The 17994-nt window shown below is 66.1% G+C and carries 15 protein-coding genes and 1 pseudogene; 6 read left to right on the top strand and 10 right to left on the bottom strand.

From position 1 onward, the window contains the following. Positions 1 to 18: 18 nt before the first annotated feature. From AYB31_RS14605 to AYB31_RS14590, 4 genes are all read right to left on the bottom strand, one after another. Positions 19 to 612, bottom strand: coding sequence for a TetR/AcrR family transcriptional regulator (locus tag AYB31_RS14605; RefSeq protein WP_068829425.1), 594 nt, complete (start codon positions 610 to 612; stop codon positions 19 to 21). 78 nt (positions 613 to 690) lie between these two features. Beyond that, the gene (locus AYB31_RS14600; protein WP_068829424.1) at positions 691 to 1428 is read right to left on the bottom strand and encodes a nitroreductase family protein; all 738 of its coding nucleotides are present in this window, start codon (positions 1426 to 1428) and stop codon (positions 691 to 693) included. 98 nt (positions 1429 to 1526) lie between these two features. Continuing rightward, positions 1527 to 2009: a glutathione peroxidase gene (locus AYB31_RS14595; RefSeq protein WP_068829423.1), complete on the bottom strand. Its 483-nt coding sequence runs from the start codon at positions 2007 to 2009 to the stop codon at positions 1527 to 1529. A gap of 137 nt (positions 2010 to 2146) precedes the next feature. Continuing rightward, complete coding sequence (locus AYB31_RS14590) at positions 2147 to 2632, bottom strand: FKBP-type peptidyl-prolyl cis-trans isomerase (RefSeq protein ID WP_068829422.1); 486 nt, start codon at positions 2630 to 2632, stop codon at positions 2147 to 2149. On the opposite strand from AYB31_RS14590, the pseudogene AYB31_RS14585 reads away from it, so the two are divergent. From AYB31_RS14585 to pta, 3 genes and pseudogenes are all read left to right on the top strand, one after another. Further along, positions 2601 to 2922 (top strand): annotated as a pseudogene (locus AYB31_RS14585) (DUF3565 domain-containing protein). The gene AYB31_RS14590 and the pseudogene AYB31_RS14585 sit on opposite strands and share 32 nt — an antisense overlap. Before the next feature lie 2 nt (positions 2923 to 2924). Further along, positions 2925 to 4112: an acetate kinase gene (locus tag AYB31_RS14580; RefSeq protein ID WP_068829420.1), complete on the top strand. Its 1188-nt coding sequence runs from the start codon at positions 2925 to 2927 to the stop codon at positions 4110 to 4112. A gap of 17 nt (positions 4113 to 4129) precedes the next feature. Continuing rightward, positions 4130 to 6229: a phosphate acetyltransferase gene (gene pta, locus AYB31_RS14575; protein ID WP_068829419.1), complete on the top strand. Its 2100-nt coding sequence runs from the start codon at positions 4130 to 4132 to the stop codon at positions 6227 to 6229. Positions 6230 to 6309: 80 nt separating this feature from the next. Here the strand turns inward: pta and metE are convergent, their stop codons facing one another. The 4 genes from metE to AYB31_RS14555 all read right to left on the bottom strand — a co-directional run bounded on the left by metE (position 6310) and on the right by AYB31_RS14555 (position 11929). Continuing rightward, on the bottom strand, positions 6310 to 8601 hold the full coding sequence (gene metE / locus AYB31_RS14570; protein ID WP_068829418.1) for a 5-methyltetrahydropteroyltriglutamate--homocysteine S-methyltransferase: 2292 nt from the start codon (positions 8599 to 8601) through the stop codon (positions 6310 to 6312). Positions 8602 to 8734: 133 nt separating this feature from the next. After that, complete coding sequence (locus AYB31_RS14565) at positions 8735 to 9826, bottom strand: extracellular solute-binding protein (protein ID WP_068829417.1); 1092 nt, start codon at positions 9824 to 9826, stop codon at positions 8735 to 8737. Beyond that, positions 9827 to 10945, bottom strand: a complete 1119-nt coding sequence (gene aguA / locus AYB31_RS14560) for an agmatine deiminase (RefSeq protein ID WP_068829416.1) — start codon at positions 10943 to 10945, stop codon at positions 9827 to 9829. Between the two features lie 96 nt (positions 10946 to 11041). After that, complete coding sequence (locus tag AYB31_RS14555) at positions 11042 to 11929, bottom strand: LysR substrate-binding domain-containing protein (protein ID WP_068829415.1); 888 nt, start codon at positions 11927 to 11929, stop codon at positions 11042 to 11044. 144 nt (positions 11930 to 12073) lie between these two features. Between AYB31_RS14555 and metR the strand changes: the two genes are divergently transcribed. Together metR and AYB31_RS14545 are read left to right on the top strand one after the other, a co-directional pair. After that, complete coding sequence (gene metR / locus AYB31_RS14550) at positions 12074 to 12994, top strand: transcriptional regulator MetR (protein ID WP_068829414.1); 921 nt, start codon at positions 12074 to 12076, stop codon at positions 12992 to 12994. A 19-nt stretch (positions 12995 to 13013) separates the two neighbouring features. Next, positions 13014 to 14396 (top strand): Lcl C-terminal domain-containing protein, encoded by a 1383-nt coding sequence (locus AYB31_RS14545; RefSeq protein ID WP_068829413.1) that lies wholly within the window; start codon positions 13014 to 13016, stop codon positions 14394 to 14396. A 1-nt stretch (position 14397) separates the two neighbouring features. Here AYB31_RS14545 and AYB31_RS14540 read toward each other — a convergent pair whose 3' ends face one another. Together AYB31_RS14540 and AYB31_RS14535 are read right to left on the bottom strand one after the other, a co-directional pair. Next, positions 14398 to 15654, bottom strand: a complete 1257-nt coding sequence (locus tag AYB31_RS14540) for a GGDEF domain-containing protein (protein ID WP_068829412.1) — start codon at positions 15652 to 15654, stop codon at positions 14398 to 14400. Between the two features lie 203 nt (positions 15655 to 15857). Beyond that, positions 15858 to 16118: a DUF2790 domain-containing protein gene (locus tag AYB31_RS14535; protein WP_068829411.1), complete on the bottom strand. Its 261-nt coding sequence runs from the start codon at positions 16116 to 16118 to the stop codon at positions 15858 to 15860. Between the two features lie 257 nt (positions 16119 to 16375). On the opposite strand from AYB31_RS14535, the gene AYB31_RS14530 reads away from it, so the two are divergent. Then, positions 16376 to 17989: an FMN-binding glutamate synthase family protein gene (locus AYB31_RS14530; RefSeq protein ID WP_068829410.1), complete on the top strand. Its 1614-nt coding sequence runs from the start codon at positions 16376 to 16378 to the stop codon at positions 17987 to 17989. Positions 17990 to 17994: the final 5 nt, after the last annotated feature.

The following is a 17994-nucleotide window of genomic DNA, read 5'->3' as shown; positions in this document are numbered from 1 at the left end:
TGATTGGATGTTAAAAAATCAGGGGCGCAGCAGCAGTTGCAGCCGCTCGATAAAGGCATCCAGCACCTGGGTATTGCCGCCGACCTTGAGCCGCGCCAGCACGCCCTGCCAGGCATTGCTGATGAAGACGGCCAGGTTGCCGCAGTCTTCGCTCGCGCTCAGCTCGCCGGCCTGTTGGGCCTGTTCCAGGCAGGCCTGGAGGATATCCACCGAGGCTTGCTGGATCTTCTCGACCTGCTCGCCGATGGCGGGTAGCAGCTCGGCCATCTCGAAGCTCAGGCTGCCGATGAAGCAGTGATACTGAGCCTTTTCCTGGCGACTGAAGTGCTGCTGCAGCTCGCGGTAGTAACTCAGGATGCGCTCGCGCGGGCTCAGCGCCGTGTTGCCCAGGGCCTCGGCATAGCGCGCCAGGCGTGGCTGATAGACGAAGTCCAGGGCCTGCAGGGCGAAGTCTTCCTTGCTGGCGAAGTAGTGATAGAAGCTGCCCTTGGGAATGCCGGCGGCCTGGACGATTTCCAGTACGCCGGTGCCGTGGTAACCGCGCCGGGTCATCACGTCCGAGCCCTTGGCCAGGATCAGGTCACGCTTGTCGAGTCGGATGCTGCTGTTCATGGCGGAAAGAATATGACCGGTCGTCTCGCTTCGCCCAGCACTATTGATTGCGGTGATTGTGCGGCAGAAGCTACCGCTCTATAGCCAGGTGACGTGCTGCTCCAGCGGGAAGCGCAGGCGCGGGTTGTACACGCCCTTCTCGCCCTGGCGCCCGACCGCCAGCAGCATGATCGGGATGGCCTGACGCGGAATATCCAGCACCTGGCGCAGGCGCACCTCGTCGAAGCCTTCCATCGGGCAGGTCGCGTAGCCGTGGCTCTGGAACGCCAGCATCAGGTTCTCGGCCGCCAGCGCGGTGGACTTCACCGCCCACAGGCGCATGTCGGCCTTGCTGTTGGGTTTGCGCATCAGCGGCTTGCGCAGGGCCAGCAGGCGCACCAGCTGGCGCTTGAACAGGCCGAGCAGGCCCAGTGGCCCCTGGTTGTACTGGAACGGTGCGGTTTTGCCGTAGAAGTGGCGGATACGCGCCGGCACTTCGGGCTCCGGCCAATACTCGACCACATCGGCACAGGCCTGCTTCCAGGTATCCGGCCGCGCCAGCACGGCAATGATCAGTGGCGCCTTGGCTGCGTTCTGGCTCATGCACACCGGATGCAGACGAGCCAGCAACGCCTGATCGCGCACCACCTGAAAACTCCAGGGCTGCAGGTTGCAGGAGTTGGGCGCAAGCACGGCCAGCTCCAGGCAGTCGCGAATCACCTCGTCCGGCACCGGCTCGCTGGTGAAACGGCGCACCGCGCGGCGACTCTCGATCAACGCCCGCAGCGCAGCGGGCGATGTCGTGGCATTCAGGTCATCGGGAGAGAAACTGGTCATCGAACGCCTCCTCGGCTGAGCTCTCGATTAGGCAACCGAGACGCCGAGGGGGCAATACGACAGGAGGGAATGAGCTGGAGTTTGGCGCAATCGCCCGCTTAGCCGAGGGCTTTCTCGATGGCCTGGATCAGCGCCGGATCGTCCGGAGTGGTGCGTGGCGAGAAACGCGCCAGCACGCGGCCATCGCTGCCCACCAGGAACTTCTCGAAGTTCCAGGTGATGTCGCCGGGAAACTCGGCGCCCTCACCCGCCAGCAGGCGGTACAGCGGGTGGCGATCCGGGCCGTTGACCTCGATCTTGCTGCCCAGGGGGAAGGTCACCCCGTAGTTGAGGCTGCAAAATTCGCGAATCTCCTCCTCGCTACCCGGCTCCTGCGCGGCGAACTGGTTGCAGGGCAGACCCAGCACAGTGAAACCGCGCGCACGATACTGCTGGTACAGCGCCTCCAGGCCGGCGTACTGCGGAGTCAGGCCGCACTTGGACGCCACGTTGACCACCAGCACCAGCTGGCCCTTGTACGGCGCCAACGGCAGGTCCTGGCCGTCCAGCGCACGCAGATTGAGATCGTGAAAGGCACTCATGAATAACTCCTTGAGCAGGCCACAACGGACAAAAAAGGCGCCCGTAGGCGCCTTTTTCGGTTACCTGAGCTTAGCAGCCGATACGCAACTTGAGACGACCATAAGTCGTATTGCGCGGCCACCAACCAGGTGATCTATCAGTGGTGGTGACCGCCTTCGCCGTGAATGTGGCCGTGAGCCACTTCTTCGGCACTGGCTTCACGCACGTCGACGATCTTGACCTGGAAGTTCAGGCGCTGACCGGCCAGCGGGTGGTTGCCATCGACGATCACGTCATCGCCGTCGATGTCGCGGATGGTGACGATCTGCATGCCGCCGTCCGGGCCGGAAGCGTGGAACTGCATGCCCACTTCCAGTTCGTCGACGCCTTCGAACATGCTGCGGTTGAGGGTGGCCACCAGCTCGGCGCTGTACTCGCCGTAGGCTTCGGTCGGCTCGATGGCTACGCTCACCTCGTCGCCAGCCTGCTTGCCTTCGAGGGCCTTTTCCAGGCCGACGATGACGTTGCCGGCACCGTGCAGATACACCAGCGGGGCGCCGCCAGCGGAGCTATCGATTACCTCACCGGCATCGTTGGTCAGGGTATAGTCGATGGAGACGGCCTTGTTGGCGGCGATCAGCATGGAGGGAAAACCTTTTGCTAGAGAATGGTAAGGGGCCAAGTCTACCCGTCACGTCCGGCGAATGCGAACGCGAGCCAGACAGACGGCCCCTGCTGCAGGGCTTCCATCAGGACGCCGAGGGCCACTGGGTCGCCGAGCTGTCCTGCGGCCATACGCAGCACCTGCGCCATCAGCCGCCGTGGCAGAATCGCGCCTGGGTACTCGACCCCACACAGCGCCAGCGCCTGCTCGGCCAGCCCTTCACCTGCGGCTGGTGCGCCGCCCAGGCAGCCCCCATGGATAAGGAATAGACATGCCGGCACGCAACATCCTGGTCATCAACTGTGGCAGCTCGTCGATCAAGTTCGCCCTGGTCAACGAGGCCCATTCGCAGTTCACCCTCAGCGGCCTGGCCGAGCGCCTGGGCAGCCCGGACGCAGTGCTGCACTGGCAACGTGGCGGCGAGAAGGACAGCCTGATGCTGCCGAACGGCGACCACCGCGCCGCCCTGCACCAGCTTCTGCCGCTGGTACAGGGCGCCGCCGGCGGCAAGCTGCACGGCATCGGCCATCGAGTGGTGCATGGTGGCGAACAGTTCACCGCAGCCTGCCGTATCGACGCCCACAGCCTGCAGGCGATCCGCGCCACCGCGCCGCTGGCGCCACTGCATACCCCGGCCAACCTGCAGGGCATCGAAGCCGCACTCAAGCTGTTTCCCAACCTGCCCCAGGTCGCGGTATTCGATACCGCCTTCCACCAGAGCCTGCCCGAGCACGCCTATCGTTACGCCGTGCCGGAGCATCTGTACCGCGAGCACGGCGTACGCCGCTACGGTTTCCACGGCACCAGCCACCGCTTCGTCAGTCGCCGCGCGGCGGAGATGGCCGGACTGGCTTATGGCGACAGCAGCTGGCTGTCCGCTCACCTGGGCAATGGCTGTTCGACCTGCGCCATAGTCGATGGCCAGAGCCGCGACACCAGCATGGGCCTGACCCCGCTGGAGGGCCTGGTGATGGGCACCCGCAGCGGCGATGTCGACCCCAACCTGCACGGCCACCTGGCGCGCACCCTGGGCTGGAGCCTGGAGCAGATCGACGCGATGCTGAACAAGGACAGCGGCTTGCTCGGCCTGTCCGGCCTGTCCAACGACATGCGCAGCCTGGAACAGGCCCGCGAACAGGGCCACCCAGGCGCGACTCTGGCCATCGAAGTGTTCTGCTATCGCCTGGCCAAGTCGCTGGCCGCCATGAGCTGCGCCCTACAGCAACTGGACGGGCTGATCTTCACCGGCGGCATCGGCGAGAACTCGCCGTTGATCCGCAGCAAGACGGTGAGCCACCTGAAACTGTTCAATCTCGCCCTCGACAAAGAGGCCAACGCCCGCTGCATCCGCGGTGTGGCCGGCAGCATCCAGGCCCAGGGGCACCCGCGAGTGCTGGTGGTGCCGACCAACGAAGAACGGCAGATCGCCCTCGACACCCTGGCCCTGCTCACCGCCTGATTGCTCAAGGAAAGCCCATGCATACCTTCTTCATCGCCCCCACCGGCTTCGGTGTCGGCCTTACCTCCATCAGCCTCGGTCTGGTCCGCGCCCTGCAGCGCGCCGGTCTCAAGGTCGGCTTCTTCAAACCGATTGCTCAGCCACACCAGGGCGACGAGGGCCCCGAACGCTCCAGCGAACTGATCGCCCGTACCCACGGCCTCACCCCGCCCAAGCCGCTGCCGCTGGCCCAGGTCGAACGCATGCTTGGCGATGGCCAGCTGGACGAGCTGCTGGAGGAAATCATCAGCCTGCACCAGCAGGCCGCCGAGGGCATGGACGTGCTGATCGTCGAAGGCATGGTGCCAACCCGCCACGCCAGCTACGCGGCAAGGGTCAACGTGCACCTGGCCAAGAGCCTGGACGCCGACGTGCTGCTGGTGTCGGCGCCCGAGGGCGAGGAAAGCGAGAACCTCACCGAGCTGTCCGACCGCATCGAGATCCAGGCCCAGTTGTTCGGCGGCCCGCAGGACCCCAAAGTGATCGGCGTGATCCTCAACAAGGTGCGCCATCCACAGGGTGTCGAAAGCTTCACCGAGCAGCTCGGCCGGCTCTCGCCGCTGCTGCGCGGCGACAGTTTCCGCCTGCTCGGCTGCATCCCCTGGCAGGACGAACTGAACGCCCCGCGCACCCGTGATGTCGCCGACCTGCTCAGCGCCCGGGTGATCAACGCCGGCGATTATGAACAGCGCCGCGTGCAGAAGATCGTGCTCTGCGCCCGCGCCGTGCCCAACACGGTGGCGCTGCTCAAGCCCGGCGTACTGGTGGTCACCCCGGGCGACCGCGACGACATCATCCTCGCCGCCAGCCTGGCCGCGATGAACGGTGTGCCCCTGGCCGGCCTGCTGCTGTGCAGCGATTTCCCGCCGGACCCGCGCATCCTCGAACTGTGCCAGGGCGCGCTGCAAGGCGGCTTGCCGGTGCTCAGCGTCAGCACCGGCTCCTACGACACGGCGACCAACCTCAACCGCATGAACAAGGAAATCCCGGTGGACGACCGCGAGCGCGCGGAAATGGTCACCGAGTTCGTCGCTGGGCACATTGACCTGGACTGGCTCAAGCAACGCTGCGGTGCACCGCGCGAGCTGCGCCTGTCGCCACCGGCGTTCCGCTACCAGCTGGTGCGCCGCGCCCAGGCGGCGAACAAGCGCATCGTCCTGCCGGAAGGCAGCGAGCCCCGCACGGTGCAGGCCGCCGCGATCTGCCAGAAGCGCGGCATCGCTCGCTGCGTGCTGCTGGCCAAACCCGAAGACGTATACAACGTGGCCAAGGCGCAGGGCATCGAACTGCCGCCGGGACTGGAAATCCTCGATCCGGACCTGATCCGCGAGCGCTATGTCGCGCCCATGGTCGAGCTGCGCAAGGGCAAGGGCCTGAACGCGCCGATGGCCACCGCACAGCTGGAAGACACCGTGGTGATGGGCACCATGATGCTGGCCCTGGACGAAGTGGACGGCCTGGTTTCCGGGGCCATCCACACCACCGCCAACACCATCCGCCCGGCCCTGCAGCTGATCAAAACCGCCCCTGGGTACAGCCTGGTGTCCTCGGTGTTCTTCATGCTGCTGCCGGAGCAGGTACTGGTGTATGGCGATTGCGCGGTAAATCCCGACCCCAACGCCGCCGAGCTGGCCGAGATTGCCCGGCAGAGCGCCGCCTCGGCAGAAGCCTTCGGCGTACCGGCACGGGTGGCGATGATCAGCTACTCCACCGGTGATTCCGGCAGCGGCGCCGAAGTGGAAAAAGTGCGCGAAGCCACCCGCCTGGCCCGTGCCGGCAATCCGGAGCTGCTGATTGACGGTCCGCTGCAATACGACGCCGCCGCCATCGCCAGCGTCGGCCTGCAGAAAGCCCCCAACAGCCCGGTAGCGGGTCGCGCCACCGTATTCATCTTCCCCGACCTGAATACCGGCAACACCACCTACAAGGCCGTGCAGCGCAGCGCCGACTGCGTCAGCGTCGGCCCCATGCTGCAGGGCCTGCGCAAGCCGGTGAACGACCTGTCGCGCGGCGCTTTGGTGGACGACATCGTCTACACCATCGCCCTGACCGCGATCCAGGCGGCGGCTAGAAGCTAGCGCCACGGGCCAGTGAAGGGCCGCAAGCACAACCGCCGCGCACGCTATCTGACGTGCGCGGCGGAGACAGGCCCCGTGGATTACGCCAGTTCGCTGCGCAACTGCCGCGCCGCCGCCACCATGTTCACCAGCGCGGCCTCGGTTTCCGGCCAGGCGCGGGTCTTCAGGCCGCAGTCCGGGTTGACCCACAGGCGCTCGGCCGGCACCCACTGCGCGGCCTTGCGCAGCAACTGAGCCATCTCGTTGCTGTCCGGCACCCGTGGCGAGTGGATGTCGTACACGCCGGGACCGATCTCATTGGGGTAGTCGAAGGCCTCGAACGCGCGCAGTAGCTCCATGTCCGAACGCGAGGTCTCGATGGTGATCACGTCGGCATCCATGGCGGCGATGGACTCGATCACGTCGTTGAACTCGCTGTAGCACATGTGGGTGTGGATCTGGGTCTCGTCACGCACCCCCGAAGCGGTCAGGCGGAAGGCCTCGGTCGCCCAATCCAGATAGTGCTGCCAGCCGGCCCTGCGCAGCGGCAGGCCTTCGCGGAACGCCGCTTCGTCGATCTGGATGACCTTGATGCCGGCGGCTTCCAGATCGACCACTTCATCACGGATGGCCAGGGCCAGTTGCCGCGCCTGCTGCTCGCGGGAGATGTCGTCGCGCGGGAAGGACCACATCAGCATGGTCACCGGGCCGGTCAGCATGCCCTTCATCAGCTTGTCGGTGCAGCGCTGGGCGTACTCGATCCAGGACACCGTCATCGGCTTGGGCCGCGACAGGTCGCCGACGATCACCGCCGGTTTCACGCAGCGCGAACCGTAACTTTGTACCCAGCCGAAGCGGGTGAAGGCGTAGCCGTCGAGCTGCTCGGCGAAGTATTCGACCATGTCGTTACGCTCGGCCTCACCGTGTACCAGCACGTCCAGGCCCAGCTTCTCCTGCACGTCCACCGAATGGCGGATCTCGCTGTACATGGCCTCGGTGTACTCGGCCGCGGACAGCTTGCCGGACTTGAACGACTGGCGCGCCAGACGAATGGCCGAGGTCTGCGGAAAGGAACCGATGGTGGTGGTGGGGAACACCGGCAGCTTGAGCAACGCCCGCTGCTTGGCGATACGTTCGGCAAACGGCGACTGGCGCTGGCTGTACTGCGCGGTCACCGCGGCCAGGCGAGCTTGAACCTGTGGCTTGTGGATGCGCGGCGAGGCGGCGCGGCCGGCCTGCACGGCACGGCTCACGGCCAGTGCCGCCTGTACCTCGGCGGCCTGCGGCTCGCGCAGGGCACGGGCCAGCACGGCCACCTCCTGGCATTTCTGCACGGCGAAGGCCAGCCAGCTCTTCAGCTCGGCATCCAGCTGGTCTTCACGGCTCAGGTCGACCGGGCTGTGCAGCAGCGAGCAGCTCGGCGCCACCCACAGACGTGAGCCCAGGCGCTCATGAGCCTGCTGCAGCACATCCAGGGCTTTTTCCAGATCGGTGCGCCAGACATTGCGGCCGTTGACCACGCCCAGCGACAGCACCTTGTAGGCTGGCAGGCGGTCGAGGATGGCCGGGAACTGCTCCGGCGCACGCACCAGATCAATGTGCAAGCCGTCGACCGGCAACGCGGCAGCCAGGCCGAGATTGTCGTCCAGGCCGGAGAAATAGGTGGCGATCAGCTTCTTGCCGGGCTCCTTCTGCAGCAGGTTGTAGGCCCGCTCGAAGGCGTTCTTCCAGGCCTGCGGCAGATCGAGAGCGAGAATAGGCTCGTCGATCTGCACCCACTCGATGCCCTGCGTGGCCAGGCGCTGGAGGATTTCACCGTAAACCGGCAGCAGGCGTTCGAGCAGGTCGAGGCGATCGAACTCCGCACCCTTCGCCTTGCCCAGCCACAGGTAGGTCAACGGACCGATGATCACCGGCTTGACGTTGTGACCGAGAACACGGGCTTCCTCGACTTCCTCGAACAGCTGCTCCCAGCTCAGGGCGAACTGCTGGTCGGCGGTGAACTCGGGGACCAGGTAGTGGTAGTTGCTGTCGAACCACTTGGTCATCTCTTGAGCATGAGCACCGCGACAGCAACTGTGGTTGCTGACACCACGCGCCATGGCGAACAGGGTGTCCAGGGTCGGCTTGCCACCGTGCTTGTGAAAGCGCTCGGGAATCACGCCGAAGGTCAGCGAGTGGGTCAGCACCTGGTCATACCAGGCGAAATCGCCCACCGGCAGCAGCTCGATACCCGCACTTTTCTGCACCTGCCAGTGCGCGGCGCGCAGCCCGCGACCAACGGCGCGCAGGCCGGCTTCGTCCAGCTCGCCTTTCCAGTAGGCCTCCAGGGCCTTCTTCAGCTCGCGGTCGCGACCGATGCGCGGGAAGCCGAGGTTGTGTGCCAGTGCCATGAGCGTCTCTCCTTGTTCGTGAATGGCGCCATTCTCGGCAGCCAACCAAGTTGAGACAAACTCAATAAATTCTTCACAAACTCAAAAATCACTCATGTTCAGCGAGGCGCCAGCGGGCGCCCCGCCACACGAATCAGGTCCCCGATTTGAAGCGGCTGAAGGCTCGTGTCAACGCCCGGTTGAAGCTCGGGTTGTTGTCGTTCTTGGTGTACAGCCGCGCCCGCACCTCGGCCGGCGGAAAGGTACCGGGGTCGGCCAGGATGGCCGGATCGACCGTGGCATCGGCCGCCGGCACCGCGTTGGCGTAGTACACCGTGTTGGTGATGGCGCCGATCACCTCGGGGGTCATCAGATGGTCCATCAGTGCCAGGGCCGCCTGCGGATGCGGCGCATCGGCCGGCACCACCATGGCGTCGAACCAGATCTGCGCGCCCTCGTGCGGGATGCCATAGCGGATCGCGTAGGGCTTGCCGGCCTGCTCGGCCTGGCCGGCGGCGATGGCGACGTTGCCATTCCACGACATGGCCAGGCAGGTATCGCCGTTGGCCAGATCGGCGATGTTGCGGTCATTGTCGAAGTAGCGGATGTAGGGGCGGACCTTGGCCAGATGTGCCTCAGCCTGCTTCAGGTCGTCGAGGTTCTGCCGGTTGATGTCCAGGCCGAGGTAACTGAACGCGGCGGCGAACACCTCGTTGGGATCGTTGAGAAAGCTCACTCCGCAGTCGGCGAAACGCGACACCACGGCCGGATCGAGGAGCATCGACCAGCTGTCGGTCGGTGCGTCGGCCATGCGCTGGGTGATCGCCTGCTGCTGATAGCCGACCCCGGTGGTGCCCCACAGATAGATGCCGGCAAAGCGGTTGTCCGGATCGAAGGCCGCCATGTGCCTGGCGAACTCCGGCCCGATGCCGGCGAAATGCGGCAGCGCGGTCTTGTCCAGCGGCTGCACGGCACCACTCTTGATTGCCCGTTGCAAATGCTGGCCGGCGGTCAGTACCAGGTCGTAGCCGCTGTGGCCGGTGAGCAGCTTGGTCTCCACCGTCTCCAGCGAGTCGAAGTGATCGACCACCACCTTGATCCCGGTCTTGGCCTCGAACGAAGACAGGGTGTCGGGGGCCAGGTACTCGTTCCAGATATACAGGTTGACCTGCTTGGCCGCCTCGCCGGCGTGCGCGCCGGCGCAGGCAAGCAGGGTCAGGGCCGGAAGAATGGCTGAACGTTTCATCTAGGCCTCCTGGCGCTTGGGCGCGGCGTATTGCGGCGAGGTGATGCAGGCGACATTGCCGCCGCCGAGGAGAATCTCCCGCGAGTTGTCGATACCGAGGATGCGGTGCCGGGGGAATAGCTCGGCCAGGGTGGCCTGGGCGATGCGGTCGTTGGGGTCACCAAACAGCGGCACGACGATGGCCGAGTTGCCGGCGTAGTAGTTGATGTAGGACGCGCAGATCTGCGTACCGGCCTGACGGGTATGGGTGGCGTCGTCCTGGTCCAGGCCTTCGGCTTCGGCGGCAGTCCATTCCAGCACGCGCGGCTGCGGCAACTTGTGGATTTCCAACTCGCGGCCCTGCGCGTCACGGGTGCTACGCAGGATGTCGTAGGCCTCCTGGTAGATCTCCCACTGCGGATCGGAGCGGTCGTCGGTCCACTGCATCACCACCACGCCGGGGCGCACGAAACAGGCCAGGTCGTCGATATGGCCGTCGGTTTCATCGAACTTGCAGCCGCGCGGCAGCCAGATCACCTGTTCGCAGCCCAGGTAATTCTGCAGGCGGCGGGTCATCTCGTCCTTGCCCAGGTGGGCGTTGCGGTTGCGGTTGAGCAGGCACTGCTCGGTGGTGAGGATGCTGCCCTGGCCGTCGCTCTGGATGCCGCCCATCTCGGCGATGAAGGGCGTGCGGTAACGGTCGAGGCCTTCGATTTCGAGGATCTTCTGGGCGATCTGGTCGTCCTTGTCCCAGGGGTAATAGAGGCCGCCGTCGAGACCACCGTAGGCGTTGAACTCGAAGTCCACGCCACGCACCTCGCCGGTCGCATCGTTGAGCAGGAAGGCCGGGCCGCTGTCGCGGAACCAGGTGTCGTTGCAGGTCATCTCCACCACCCGCACATGCGCCGGCAGCTGGCGACGGGCATTGGCGTACTGCGCCGCCGAGGCGCACACGGTGACCGGCTCGCTGCTGGCGATGGCGCTGACAATCTCGACCCAGACCTTCTGCGCCGGCTTGCCACCGTTGCGCCACACGTCGGGGCGCTCCGGCCAGCCGAGCCAGCAGCGGCTCTTGGGTTCGAATTCACCGGGCAGGCGGAAGCCGTCGGCCTTGGGCAGGGAAGTCAGGGTACGGGCCATGGTGCGGGTCTCGTCGGTGGCTGGAAGTAGCCCGACAGTACCCGTGGCAGAGCGCCCGCGACCAATGACGATAATCGCGGAACCCTTGAACTGAATTCACATATCAGCCAACTGATCGGTGAACCATTCGATGAACTGCGCCACCGCCGGCTTGTCCAGGCGCAGCCGCTCACAGACCAGCGCGTACTGCCCCAGCGACGGCACCTGGGCGGCGAACGGGCGCACCAGGCGGCCGCTGGCCAGATCCTCGGCGCTGGTCAGGTTGTCGCCAATGGCCACGCCCTGGCCACGCGCCGCCGCTTCCATAGTCAGCCCGGCATGGCCCAGGTACAGGTGGCGGCTGGGCTGGATATCGCCGGCGTGGGTGGTCAGCCAGGCGGTCCAGGTCTTGCCGTCCTGGTCGTCGTGCAACAGGCAGTGGCGAGCCAGATCGCGCGGGTGCTTGAGCGGCAGCTGGTTGAACAGCCCAGGGCTGCACACCGGGAAGAACTGCAGGGTCGGCAGCGGCCGCACGAAGTAGGTGCTGGCGTCCTCCGGGCCGGTACCGTAGGTGATCGCCAGGTCGATCTCGGCGCCGGGCAGCGTTGCCTCCAACGCTTGCTCGTGCAGATGCAGGGTGATCTGCGGGTGGCGTTCGGCAAAATCCGCCAGGCGCCCGACCAACCACTTCTGCGCCAACTCGGCGGTCACCGCGATACGCAGCTGGGCCTGCGAGCCGGGGTCACGCAGCTCGTCGCAGGCATCCAGGATCAACTCGAAGGCCTGCTGCAGGCTGTGCAACAGGCGCCGCGCCTGAGGCGTCGGGCGTACCTGACGGCCCTCACGCTCGAACAGCGGCGTGCCCAGCTGCTCCTCCAGCTGGCGAATCTGGTGGCTGACCGCACTGTCGGTGACGCACAGCTCCGCGGCGGCGCGGCCGAAATGCGCGTGGCGGGCAGCGGCCTCGAAGGTACGCAGGGCGGTAAGCGATGGCAGGCGGCGCATGAGACAGCTCGACAGTCAGGAAGGACGCATGCTGGCGCACAAGCCGGGCCAGGGGCAAGCGGCTCGACAGACCGGGCATCTTGAAGGAAACTCACCTAAAATCTTTATTGCTACAAATTTTCCTCACCTGCACGGAACCCGGACATGCTCGAACTCCGCCACCTCAAGACCCTGCATGCCCTGCGCGAGGCCGACAGCCTGGTGGAGGCGGCCGAGCGCCTGCACCTGACCCAGTCGGCGCTATCGCACCAGTTCAAGGAGCTGGAAAGCCAGCTCGGCCTGTCGCTGTTCATTCGCAAGACCAAGCCGGTGCGCTTCACCAGCGCCGGCCTGCGCCTGCTGCAGCTGGCCGACAGCATGCTGCCGCAGCTGCGTGCCGCCGAACGCGACCTGGCGCGCCTGGCTGGCGGCACGGCGGGACGCCTGCACATGGCCATCGAGTGCCACAGCTGTTTCCAGTGGCTGATGCCGACCATCGACCAGTTCCGCGATGCCTGGCCGGAAGTGGAGCTGGACCTGGCCTCCGGCTTCTCCTTCGCCCCCCTGCCCGCCCTGGCCCGCGGCGACCTCGACCTGGTGGTGACCAGCGACCCGGTGGAACTAGCCGGCATCACTTACGTGCCGCTGTTCACCTACGAGGCGCTGCTGGCGGTGGCCAACCAGCATGCCCTGGCGAGCAAGTCGTACATCGTTCCGGAAGACCTGGAAAAGGAAACCCTGATCACCTACCCGGTCGAGCGCGATCGGCTGGACATCTTCACCCGCTTCCTCGAACCGGCCGATATAGAGCCGGGTCAGGTGCGCACCTCGGAACTGACGGTAATGATGATGCAGCTGGTGGCCAGTGGCCGTGGCGTGTGCTGCCTGCCCAACTGGGCACTGCACGAGTACAGCTCGCGCGGCTATGTCACTGCCAAGCGCCTGGGCGACAAGGGCCTGTATTGCACCCTGTTCGCGGCCATCCGCGCCGACATGCTGGATGCGCCCTTCATGCGCGACTTCCTGCTGACCGCCAAGGACACCTCCTTCGCCACGCTGGAAGGCGTCAGCGCCGCCCGCAACTGACCCAGGAGCCCCACAACGCATGCGCAGCCCCCTGTTGATCGCCCTCTTGCTGATCCCACTCCTGGCCCACGCCCAGCCGCCGTTCGGCGGCCCGCCCCCCGAGGCCAAACAGGCCTGCCAGGGCCAGGCCGAAGGCAGCAGTTGCAGCTTCCAGGCGCCGCATGGGCGTATCGACGGCAGCTGTCGCCAGGTCCCGGAGGGTAATGTCTGCGTGCCGGCCGGCGGCGGCATGCACCCCGCAGGCGGCATGCCCGGTCAACCGCCGCGTACTGGCGACATGCGCCCAGGCAACGAACCGATGGGCCTGCAGCAACGGCCGCCCCGAGTGGATATCGCTGCCACTCCGGCGAACGCCACGCCCGTCAGCAGCCGGATTCCCGATACCAACCAGGGCAGCTGCTTCGATGCCGATGGGGTGATCCCCTGCCCTGCGCCCGGCCAGCCCTGGTATGGGCAGGATGCCCAATACGCGGGCGCCGCCCCCAGCTACCAGGACAACGGTGACGGCACCCTGAGCGACCGGGTAACCGGCCTGATGTGGCAGCAGGGCCATAACGAACAGCGCCTGGACTGGTACGCCGCGCGCCAGGACTGCGCCGACCTGCGCCTGGGCGGGCATGCCGACTGGCGCCTGCCGAGCATTCGCGAGCTGTTCTCCATCAGCGACTTTCGCGGCGCCGCCGGACAGCGCCCCTACCTGAACGAGGTGTTCGCCATCCGCGCGCCGCAAAGCATTTCGCAAACCGACCTCTTCGCCAGCAGCCACCGCCCGGAGATGATGGGCCAGACCTGGTCGGCGACCCTGTACGCCGGCCAGCACTGGGACCAGCCCGGCATGGAAGCGGCGTTCTTCATGAACTTCCTCGACGGGCGCATCAAGCAGGCCCCCACCCGCGGTCGCGAGGGATTGTTCCATCGCTGCGTGCGCGGTGCCCCCTGGGGCGACAACGCCTTCCACGACAATGGCGACGGCAGCATCAGCGACCAGGCCAGCGGCCTGACCTGGCAGCAGCGCGACGACGGCCGGACTCGCGACTGGCCGGCGGCGCTGGCCTATTGCGAGAGCCTCTCCCAGGCCGGGCACGCCGACTGGCGCCTGCCCAACGTCAAGGAGCTGCAGAGCATCGTCGACTACCGTCGCCCGCAACCGGCGCTGGACACCCGCTATCTGCAACTGAGCGACCCGAAAGCCTGGTTCTGGTCATCCACCAGCCTGGGCGACAACATCCGTCAGGCCACCTACGTGTGCTTCGGCAAATGCACCTCGGTAGAAGGCATCGACGTGCACGGCGCCGGAGCCATGCGCAGCGACCCCAAGCAGGGCCCGGTGGGCTCGGCTCAGGCGCAAGGCGGGCAGCACGACGAGATACGGGTGAACAACCTGGTGCGCTGCGTGCGCTGACTCAGGCCACGCCCTCGACCGCACCGGGTAGCGGCTCCACACGGTTGCGGCCCAGGTGCTTGGCGCGGTACAGGTTGGCATCGGCCTCGCCGAGCAGGCGCTCGACGCTGTCCAGCTGCAGGTCACCGCACAGGCCCATGCTCATGGTCACCCGCAGGCCTTCATGCACCTCGTGCCAGGGGTGTGCCTCGACCGCCCGGCGCAGGTTGTCACACAGCTGCCAGGCCTGCTCCGGCGTGGTTTCGGCAAAGGCGATGACGAATTCCTCGCCGCCGTGACGCGCCACCACGTCGCTCTTGCGCACATGCTCGGCGAGCAGGCGGCCGACGCGACGCAGCACCTCATCGCCCACGGCATGCGAGTAGGTGTCGTTGATCTGCTTGAAGTGATCGAGATCGCCGAGCATCAGGGTCAGTGGATGCTGGTAGCGCTGCGCCTGCTCGAACAGTCGCGAGGCCTGTTCGGCGAAGTGGCGGCGGTTGTACAGCTGGGTCAACGGGTCGCGAATGCTCAACTCGCGTAGCTGTTCATGGGCCTGGGTCAGGTCGGTACTCATGCGATTGAAGGCGTCGGCCAGCAGGCCGATCTCATCGCGCGAACGCACCCGCACCGGCTCGTTGAGCCGTCCGCGCGCAGCCATCTGGCGAATGGCGCGGGTCAGGCTGTCGAGATCAACGCTCATGCGTCGCGCCACCACCAGGCCGAGCAGCACGGCCAGTGCTCCGGCGACCAGGAACCCGGTGATCAGCGCGCGGCGCATGGCCGAGAGATAGAGCAGGTCCTGCGGCGACAGGTTGGGATCGCCCAGCGGCACGGCCAGCGCCACCAGCTGACCATGCAGCTCGACTGGCTTGGCTTCATTGAGGCGTTCTTCAGGGAAGATGTCGTCTCGTTGGAATCCACCGCCCGGCTTGATCACCCGCCCTTCGGGGTCCAACAGGAGAAACTTGAAGGCCGGACGCGCACGCCGCTCGAAGAACGAGTCTCGGCGAATCGGCGGCTCGCCAAACTGCCCTGGCTGCGGGCGATGACGCCACTCGACGAAACGTGGGAAAGGCTCGCTGCGCTCGGCCTGCTGCCACGAGCCATAGCGCTCGATATAGGCCGCTACATCGCCATGAAACTTGCCGAACGAATCCTCCAGTACGGCCTGGCGGAAATCACGCATCAGCATCCAGTAGGCAATCCCGCCGACCATGGCCGAACTCGCCAGGCTGATCAGCAGCAGGGTGATCGTCAGTTTGGCGCGCAACCTCAAGAGCCGTTTCCTTGTTCCACAGAAAAAAGGCGTTATAGCACGCTGAACGCGCCCCTCCTGCACTGCAGCCGCACAATTTCGCCGCTCGGCGCCGCCCCTGACAGCCCGCGGCCGCTGCCGCCGGAGCCGACTGGCGTCTTCGCCAAGCAGCCCCTCCGCTCGGAGCCGGGCTCGTCTGCCGTTAACCGACACGCAACAGCCCATCAGTTGTCGGAGCAGCCTCCCCCACTGGTCAGGTAGCTCAGGCGATGCCGCCGACCGTCGTGATCCTCGTAGACCATCACGGCACGGGGCACGCCGCAGATGCTGGAGACGTCGCTGGTAGAAATTACCCTGGCCACATCCAGATCCATTCCGTACTGGTATTGCACGATGTCGCAGCGCAGCGCCTGGCTGTCTGCAGCAGGTGCAGCGAAGGCGAGGGAAGACAGGCTGGCCAGCGCCAGAACGGCAAGGGCTTGCATGCTGATTACCTCTCGAAAATGACTGATCCGGGCGGCCGACCTTCTCTCGGCGGCGCGCCATGTCGATCATTCTGAGAGGCCGCGGGCGTGCGAAACAGCCAGATTCGCAGGACGCACATTTACCCCAAGGGCAACAATTAAGCGCAGCGCTGCCCTCCCCCAGGCGCTACTCTGAAGCGGTCTGTGAGCCGTCCGCAGCTCTGGCCCGGCCCTTGAGGGCATGAGAAGCCAGACGCACGCCTACCCGAGGAGTATTCATGAGCTTGTCGCTACTGAACCGCTACGCCTTCTTCGCCTTCTGCGTCCTGTTCACCCTGTGCAGCCTGCCGTTTCTCGGCGCCCATGAATGGTTGTGGGTGTTCACCCTGCTGGCCGGCGCCCTGAGTCTGGTGGGGCTCAACGACCTGCTGCAGACCCGCCACGCGGTGCGGCGCAACTACCCGATCCTCGGCAATATCCGCTACCTGGTCGAGGGCATCCGCCCGGAGATCCGCCAGTACCTGCTGGAAGGCGACCGCGAGGCGCTGCCCTTCTCCCGTTCGCAGCGTGGCCTGGTCTATGCGCGGGCCAAGAACGAGGGTGCGGATAAACCCTTCGGTACGCTGATCGACGTGTACCAGGGCGGCTTCGAGTTCATCGGCCACTCCATGCGCCCGGCCACCCACTGCGATCCGGCCAGCTTTCGCGTCAGTATTGGCGGTCCGCAGTGCACTCAGCCCTACTCGGCCTCGGTGTTCAATATCTCGGCGATGAGCTTCGGCTCGCTCAGCGCCAACGCCATCCGCGCGCTCAACCAGGGCGCCAAGCTGGGCGGGTTCTACCACGACACCGGCGAGGGCAGCATCAGCCCCTACCACCGCGAGCACGGCGGCGACCTGGTGTGGGAACTGGGCAGCGGCTACTTCGGCTGCCGCACCGAGGATGGCCGCTTCGATCCGGCTCGCTTCGCCGAACAGGCCGCCAGCCCTCAGGTGAAAATGATCGAGATCAAACTCAGCCAGGGCGCCAAGCCGGGCCATGGCGGCATCCTGCCCAAGCACAAGGTCACCGAGGAAATTTCCCTGACCCGTGGCGTGCCGATGGGCCAGGACTGCATCTCGCCAGCGTCGCACAGCGCCTTCTCCACCCCGCTGGAGCTGCTGCAGTTCATCGCCCAGCTACGCGAACTGTCGGGCGGCAAGCCAGTGGGCTTCAAGCTGTGCCTGGGCCATCCCTGGGAGCTCATGGGCATCGTCAAGGCCATGCTGGAGAGCGGCATCCTGCCGGACTTCATCGTCGTCGACGGCAAGGAAGGCGGCACGGGCGCCGCGCCGCTGGAGTTCACCGACCACATCGGCGTGCCGCTGCGCGAGGGCCTGCTGTTCGTGCACAACACCCTGGTCGGCTGTGGCCTGCGCGACAAGATTCGCCTCGGCGCCAGCGGCAAGATCGTCAGCGCCTTCGATATCGCCAGCGTCATGGCCCTGGGCGCCGACTGGGCCAACTCGGCACGCGGCTTCATGTTCGCCATCGGCTGTATCCAGAGCCAGAGCTGCCACACCAACAAGTGCCCGACCGGCGTGGCCACCCAGGACCCGCTGCGCCAGCGCGCCCTGGTGGTGCCGGACAAGGCCGAGCGGGTGCACAACTTCCACCGTAACACGCTGAAGGCGCTGGCCGAGATGATCGCCGCCGCGGGCCTCAGCCACCCCGAGCAGATCGAGGCCAAGCACCTGGTACGGCGCATGTCCGCCAGCGAGATCAAGCTGTACTCGCAGCTGCATGTGTTCCTCAAGCCGGGCGAGTTGCTGGGCGGCGAGATTTCCGGGGAGTTCTACCAGCGCATGTGGGCCATGGCCCAGGCCGACAGCTTCGCACCGGCCGAGGCCTGACGCTG

Source organism: Pseudomonas sp. BMS12 (assembly GCF_001592875.1).
Lineage (GTDB): Bacteria > Pseudomonadota > Gammaproteobacteria > Pseudomonadales > Pseudomonadaceae > Aquipseudomonas.
This window is presented reverse-complemented; position numbering and strand designations above follow the sequence as displayed.